The following is a 5211-nucleotide window of genomic DNA, read 5'->3' on the forward strand; positions in this document are numbered from 1 at the left end:
TGAAGCTCCTGGTCAGGCGGATTGATCTAGGCAATCGCCCGTCTACCAGGAGCTTCACCCTTTCGAGGTCACGCCACGCCGCACGCCAGCTGACCTGCTCGTCCATCAGGTTGGCAAAGGCTCACTGTGTCACCCTCTGCTGTATTGATGCTCGGTGCCGAGGGTAGCGGATGCTCTGCGGGGGACATGCATTCCCCCGGATTAGAGATAGTGCGGGCCAGTGTTGTCGTGATGGCCCGGGCGGTGGCGCTTCCCGGGTGGTAGGCGAGGTAGGTGGCCAGGATCCGTAGGGCGGTCAGTGCCTCGTTCTCCCGCTCGACCCACTCGCTCCGGCGGGCGCCGCATGCGTTGCGGAACGCTGACTGAAGCTCACGGGACAGGGCGGTTCCTGCCACGATGACGGGGTCTGACATCACGGTCCTCTCGCACAGCACCGGGGATAGGACTCAGTGTGCGACAGGGGGCCGACAATTCTTTAGGCCCGCCAAGCCAGGCTCGGCGGACAAACCGACAGGAACGCGTTGCCGACCCGGCACAAGCGGCACGCCCCTCGAGAATCGGGCCGAGGTCGAGGCGGAGGCGCTGCTCAGCTGTCGCTGGAGGCCGGCCGCGATTGGGGTGGCTGACGGAGTGGCCTGATGAGGCGGGCGAGCATGGTGTGCAGGGCGGTGGTGTCACCGGCCAGCGAGAGCGCGGAGGCTCGGTTGTTCTCGGCGGGGTCCATCGTGGTCCAGCGCAGCTCGTAGCCGGCGTTGTGGGCGAGCTGGGCCAGGAACGCCCGCTGGGTGCGCCCGTTGCCCTCCCGGAACGGGTGCAGGGCGTTGATGTCGCCCAGTAGCTCGGTCAGGCCGGTGACGAAGCCGTCGAGGTCACGCCCGCGCAGGACTTGCTCGGAGTGGAGGCGGTCGAAGATGTCGGCGGCGAAGGTCTCGAGGTGCTGGGGCAGGCAGAACAGCTGTCCCTTGCCGATGGACACGGTGCGCAGCTGACCGGCCCAGTCGTAGAGGTCGCTGAAGATGTGGTGGTGGAAGTCCTGCAGGTGGTCCAGGTCGTAGCGTCCGGGTAGCGGCGCCTGGCGCAGCTCGATCAGGCGTAGCGCGGTGAGCTCGGCCTCGGCCTGGGCGAGCTCTCCCGGATCGGTGATCCCCAGCCGGTTCCGCAGGACACCGGTGGCGAGGTCGAGGTAGGGGTCCGGGCCGGTCAACGGCGGTAGCGGGCCAGGACACGCTCACGAGCCTCGCCGGTGCTGACCGAGCCGGCGGCGACACCGTCGAGCAGAGCCAGGCCCTCCGCGCTCGGCTCCAGGCCCTCGGCGCGGACCGAGGCGAGGGCCTCGTCGACATCGGCCCGTCGCTGTGCCGCCCCGATGAGCTGTTCGTAGCGGGCCACCGACATCACCACCGCCTCGGGCTTGCGATGAGCACCGACGAACACCGGTTCCGCATTCGGGTCCTGCACCCGCTTCAACGTCGCCGCCAACGCCGTACGGAACTCACGAAACGACAACACCTCAGGCACCCACACACCATTGAGCGTACCCGAACGCGTACACGGTCGAGTACGCGCCGTGGAGTCGTTGAGGGCCACTGCGAAGGCCGGCCAGGTCACCGACGCGCATCCTGACCGCGCCGACGTCCGTAGGCGACGCGCGCTGGCCGCCGGCGACCCCGCAGCCGACCTCGCCGCCGCCTGGGTACTGCTTCCGGGCGGCAGCGCCGGGCCCTTCTTATCCGCCTACGGCGACATCGACGAAGCGACAATCCGGCGCGCCCGAGGACTTGCCGTGTCCAAGAGCCCGTTCCTCATACTGATGAGTCAGAACGGCAAACGCGGTCTGCTCGGCGGCAAGCGAGCAGGGAGAAACGACTTGCGAAGCTTCACGGTCAAGTCGCCGACCAGACGTCGAGCGAGCACGTCAACTAGTCGAATGAGTCATTCGAAGGAGATGCAGGGACATGACGGACGGTGGTGCCAGGCAGGAGCGTGCCAGCGAGCTATTCGACAAGGTGGCCAGTGCATACGCAGGCCACCGCCCGATCTACCCCGCACAGGTGTACGAGCGGATCGCCGATGCGCTCGCGACACCGCTCGACGAAGTGTTCGCCGCAGACATCGGAGCGGGCACGGGTATCGCGACAGCCGTGCTGCACGCCTGTTGCGCTTCGGTGGTGGCGGTCGACCCGGCGGACAACATGCTTGCCCAGCTGAGGGAGGCGTTGCCCGGCGTCGATACCGTGCAGTCATCGGGCGACAAGCTTCCCTTCAGTGACGACTCGTTCGACTTGGTGACCTACGCTCAGGCGCTGCACTGGACTGACCCCCAGCGGTCCGTGCCCGAGGCGATGCGAGTGCTGCGACCAGGCGGGCGTCTCGCTGTGTGGTGGAACGTCCCCGACTTCACCGTTGGCTGGGTGTCTGAGCAGCGGGACCGCCTCCGACAAGCGGCGCCCCGCTACCACGGTTTCGCTGGTTCCGACCTCGGTGAGCGGCTTGGTGAAGCTCCGTTCGGCCTCGTGGCGGAGCACCACTCGTTTCGTTGGACCCGCCCTTCAAGCCCCGACCGGCACGTGGCGAACCTCGCCACTCAGTCTTATGTCGTCGCGATGCCCGACGACGAGCGGGAGCGCTTCCTTGCCGACGAGGTCAGATCCCTGCGCGCTACGTTTCCCGACGGCGGGCTGGACGAGCCCTACGTCACCGCACTGACCATCGCCGCTCACCCTGACTGACCCCAGCGCTTCCTCGTGCACTGGCTTCTCAGCGTGGCGCCCTCGGACAAAGGACCGCGCGGCTTCGCGATTGGGGCGCAGCCCGGGGCGGGAGGCTCGTTGTCGCAGCAACCAGCCCAGACCCTGTGCCAGTCCGCCAGCCGGTCATGATGCCGGGCACCAGAGCAGGCAGGCGGTGCCACCGGCCGACGATGACCACTGAGTCATCGGCGCGGGCGGTGTAGTTCCTGCCCCAGCCGGGCGGCGAGCTGGACGGCCTGCTCGATCTCGGCGCGGCGGCTGGACACACTCTCGATGTTGAGCCCGAACGGGACACCGAGCCGCCGGCAGAAGGTGATGAGGTCGAGGGCACAGGACAAAGACTGCTCGTAGGAGGTGGAGAGCACGTCGTCGGAGTGGATCAGATCGTTCTGGATCCAGCGCGGTACCTCCACCCCGAGCCAGCTCAGGAACTCCAGGGTCTTCGTCGAGCCCACGACGGTGAAGGTGAACACGATCGGCACCGGGTCGACGCCGCGGGCGATGCACTCGAGGCGGTAGTCGGAGACGACGTTCTTGGCCGCGTTCACGTCGTAGACGACCTGGGTGATGAAGAACCTGCATCCGGCGTCCTGTTTCGCGAGCAGCCTTAGGTGTTCGTCGCCGCTGCGGGTATGTCGTTCCGGGATGGCGACTCCCCCGACCGCCAGCTCCGGGCTGGTCTGAGCCCGCAGTGCGTGGGCTTGCTTCAGCGACATCGCGACCTCCTTGTCCCGCGAGGAGGCGCCGACGAATACCGAGAGCACCTGCTCGGGATCCTGGGCGTCGAGCCAGGGCCGCAGTTCGGCTTCGGGATACTTGCCCACCACCCGGTAGATCACCGCGGGTGCGGTCCACGTGGTGAGGTACCGCGCGAGGTAGTCGGCCGGGTCTAACGTCGACACGAACGGGAACGGCCGCTGTTCGGCATTGCGATCGCTCTCGTCGTCGATGTCGTAGAGCACGAGGCCATCCAGGCCCAGTGGGCGCAACCGGGCAATCGTGGCGTCGGCGATCTCCTCCACCCGCTGCGGCGAGGTCGACTTCCGGGGCGGGGTCACGGCGAAGAGCAGGAACTCGCCGTGACGGTCCGAGATGCGCCGCCGAAGATCCACGACAACGACCGTAGGCGTCGACCACCGCGACCGTCGACCATCGCTTCACGGTCCCTGTCCACGAGGTATGCAGAGCCGGAGTGCGGGTGGTCTCCGACGAGTGCGGCCACCCCCAGGCTGCAGGGCCAGCTCCAACACCTGCCCGCGGGCCGGCCGTCGGTGTGCACCAGCACGCCGATCGCGTCGTTGCTATCGCCGGTGAAGGCTGGTGAGCGGCCACAGAAGCATCCGCGTCGTGACGTGGTGGACGCGATCCCGGTGCGGCCGCGCCGTCGGGGTCCCGCACGCTGAGCCCTACGTCGATCTGGACTCCGGCCGTGTAAGCGGCATCGATCAGCAGGTCGGCAGATCAAGCGTCAGGGACGCCACCGACAGGTAGAACGGTGCGGGCACCGGCGGGCGACGCAGCCGGGCGACCCGCCCGAGCATCAGGCGGGGCCATCGCGGGGCGTCTCGGACGCCCGTCAGTAGCACCGTGGCGCGAGCGGGGTTGGCAGGATCGAAGGCGAGCCCCGGTCCGTAGGTTCCGCGGGCCATCCAGATTGGAGTACCCGGCGCGTCGGTGTCGAGGAACCGCCGCGGTCGCGACCAGTCCGCGCGGTCGGCGCTGGGACGCGCCGCTGTGCTCCACCAGAGGCCCTGCGGCGGGAAGCCGCCTGTGTCGTGCAGGTCGGACCCGCGTGCAAGCAGCATCACCCACCTGTCGCCGCGCGGCGCGATCGCGATGTCGAAGAAGCCCTCGTCCGGCCCGGCGAACACGCGCGGCGGTGTCCAACCGGTCAGGCCGTCCTCGCTCTCGACGCAGTGCAGCTCGTAGTCGGGGTGCTCGCCGGGACCGATCTCGTGCGGGTTGGCCTGATACCACATCCGGTAGCGACCCCCGGAGTGAACGACGCGCGGTTCGAGCACGCTCCATCGCGGGCCGCTGCCCTCCAGCACCGGCGCTCCGCGCCGCCGCCACTGGCCGTCGACGTGCTCCAGCACGCCGATCGCGTACCTGCTCCTGGGCCCGTAAAGCTTGGCGTTCGCCCGGCCCGAGTAATAGATCCGAGCGCCGTTTCCCGCAGCCGGCGGGACGTAGCTCGGGGTGTGCATGCCGGCAGCGTCCCAACTGCCCTTCGGCGGGTCGGCGGCCAGCGGTCGGGCCCGGCCCCGAGGGTCGCAGGCGACCCGCCATGGACCGCCGGGGCCGGTCGCCTCGTCGACCAGGTGCGCGCGGAACTGAACCGCCCCGGCGTGTCCGGAGAGCTATCGGGTTGAGTGCTCTGACTCGGGCTGGCCGATGTGTTGACGGTAGTGCGCGGCCTCCAGCTCGGCCGGGGGCAGGTCCGCGGCAGCGGAGTGCAGCC

At 68.8% G+C, this 5211-nt stretch carries 5 protein-coding genes; 1 reads left to right on the forward strand and 4 read right to left on the reverse strand.

Translation table 11 applies throughout. From position 1 onward, the window contains the following. Nucleotides 1-586: 586 nt before the first annotated feature. Nucleotides 587-1204, reverse strand: coding sequence for a Fic family protein (locus NH602_RS27755; RefSeq protein ID WP_253069335.1), 618 nt, complete (start codon nucleotides 1202-1204; stop codon nucleotides 587-589). Next, a complete protein-coding gene (locus NH602_RS32060) occupies nucleotides 1201-1518 on the reverse strand; it encodes a type II toxin-antitoxin system Phd/YefM family antitoxin (protein ID WP_253069336.1) in 318 nt (105 codons plus the stop codon). The genes NH602_RS27755 and NH602_RS32060 overlap by 4 nt, the downstream gene beginning before the upstream one ends. A 437-nt stretch (nucleotides 1519-1955) precedes the next feature. Here NH602_RS32060 and NH602_RS27765 point away from each other — a divergent pair, with 437 nt between their 5' ends. Then, nucleotides 1956-2729, forward strand: coding sequence for a class I SAM-dependent methyltransferase (locus tag NH602_RS27765; protein WP_253069337.1), 774 nt, complete (start codon nucleotides 1956-1958; stop codon nucleotides 2727-2729). A 203-nt stretch (nucleotides 2730-2932) separates the two neighbouring features. On the opposite strand, the gene NH602_RS27770 is transcribed toward NH602_RS27765, so the two are convergent. Both NH602_RS27770 and NH602_RS27775 read right to left on the reverse strand, forming a co-directional pair. Further along, nucleotides 2933-3862: a methylenetetrahydrofolate reductase gene (locus NH602_RS27770; protein WP_253069338.1), complete on the reverse strand. Its 930-nt coding sequence runs from the start codon at nucleotides 3860-3862 to the stop codon at nucleotides 2933-2935. 333 nt (nucleotides 3863-4195) lie between these two features. Beyond that, complete coding sequence (locus tag NH602_RS27775) at nucleotides 4196-4957, reverse strand: hypothetical protein (RefSeq protein ID WP_253069339.1); 762 nt, start codon at nucleotides 4955-4957, stop codon at nucleotides 4196-4198. Between the last annotated feature and the right edge of the window lie 254 nt (nucleotides 4958-5211).

It is taken from the genome of Pseudonocardia sp. McavD-2-B (assembly GCF_024124365.1).
GTDB lineage: Bacteria > Actinomycetota > Actinomycetes > Mycobacteriales > Pseudonocardiaceae > Pseudonocardia > Pseudonocardia alni.

Excerpts from the sequence above, each read along its gene's own strand:
- NH602_RS27775 (WP_253069339.1), bottom strand. The coding sequence starts at position 4,957 with ATGCACACCCCGAGCTACGTCCCGCCGGCTGCGGGAAACGGCGCTCGG.
- NH602_RS27765 (WP_253069337.1), top strand. The coding sequence starts at position 1,956 with ATGACGGACGGTGGTGCCAGGCAGGAGCGTGCCAGCGAGCTATTCGAC.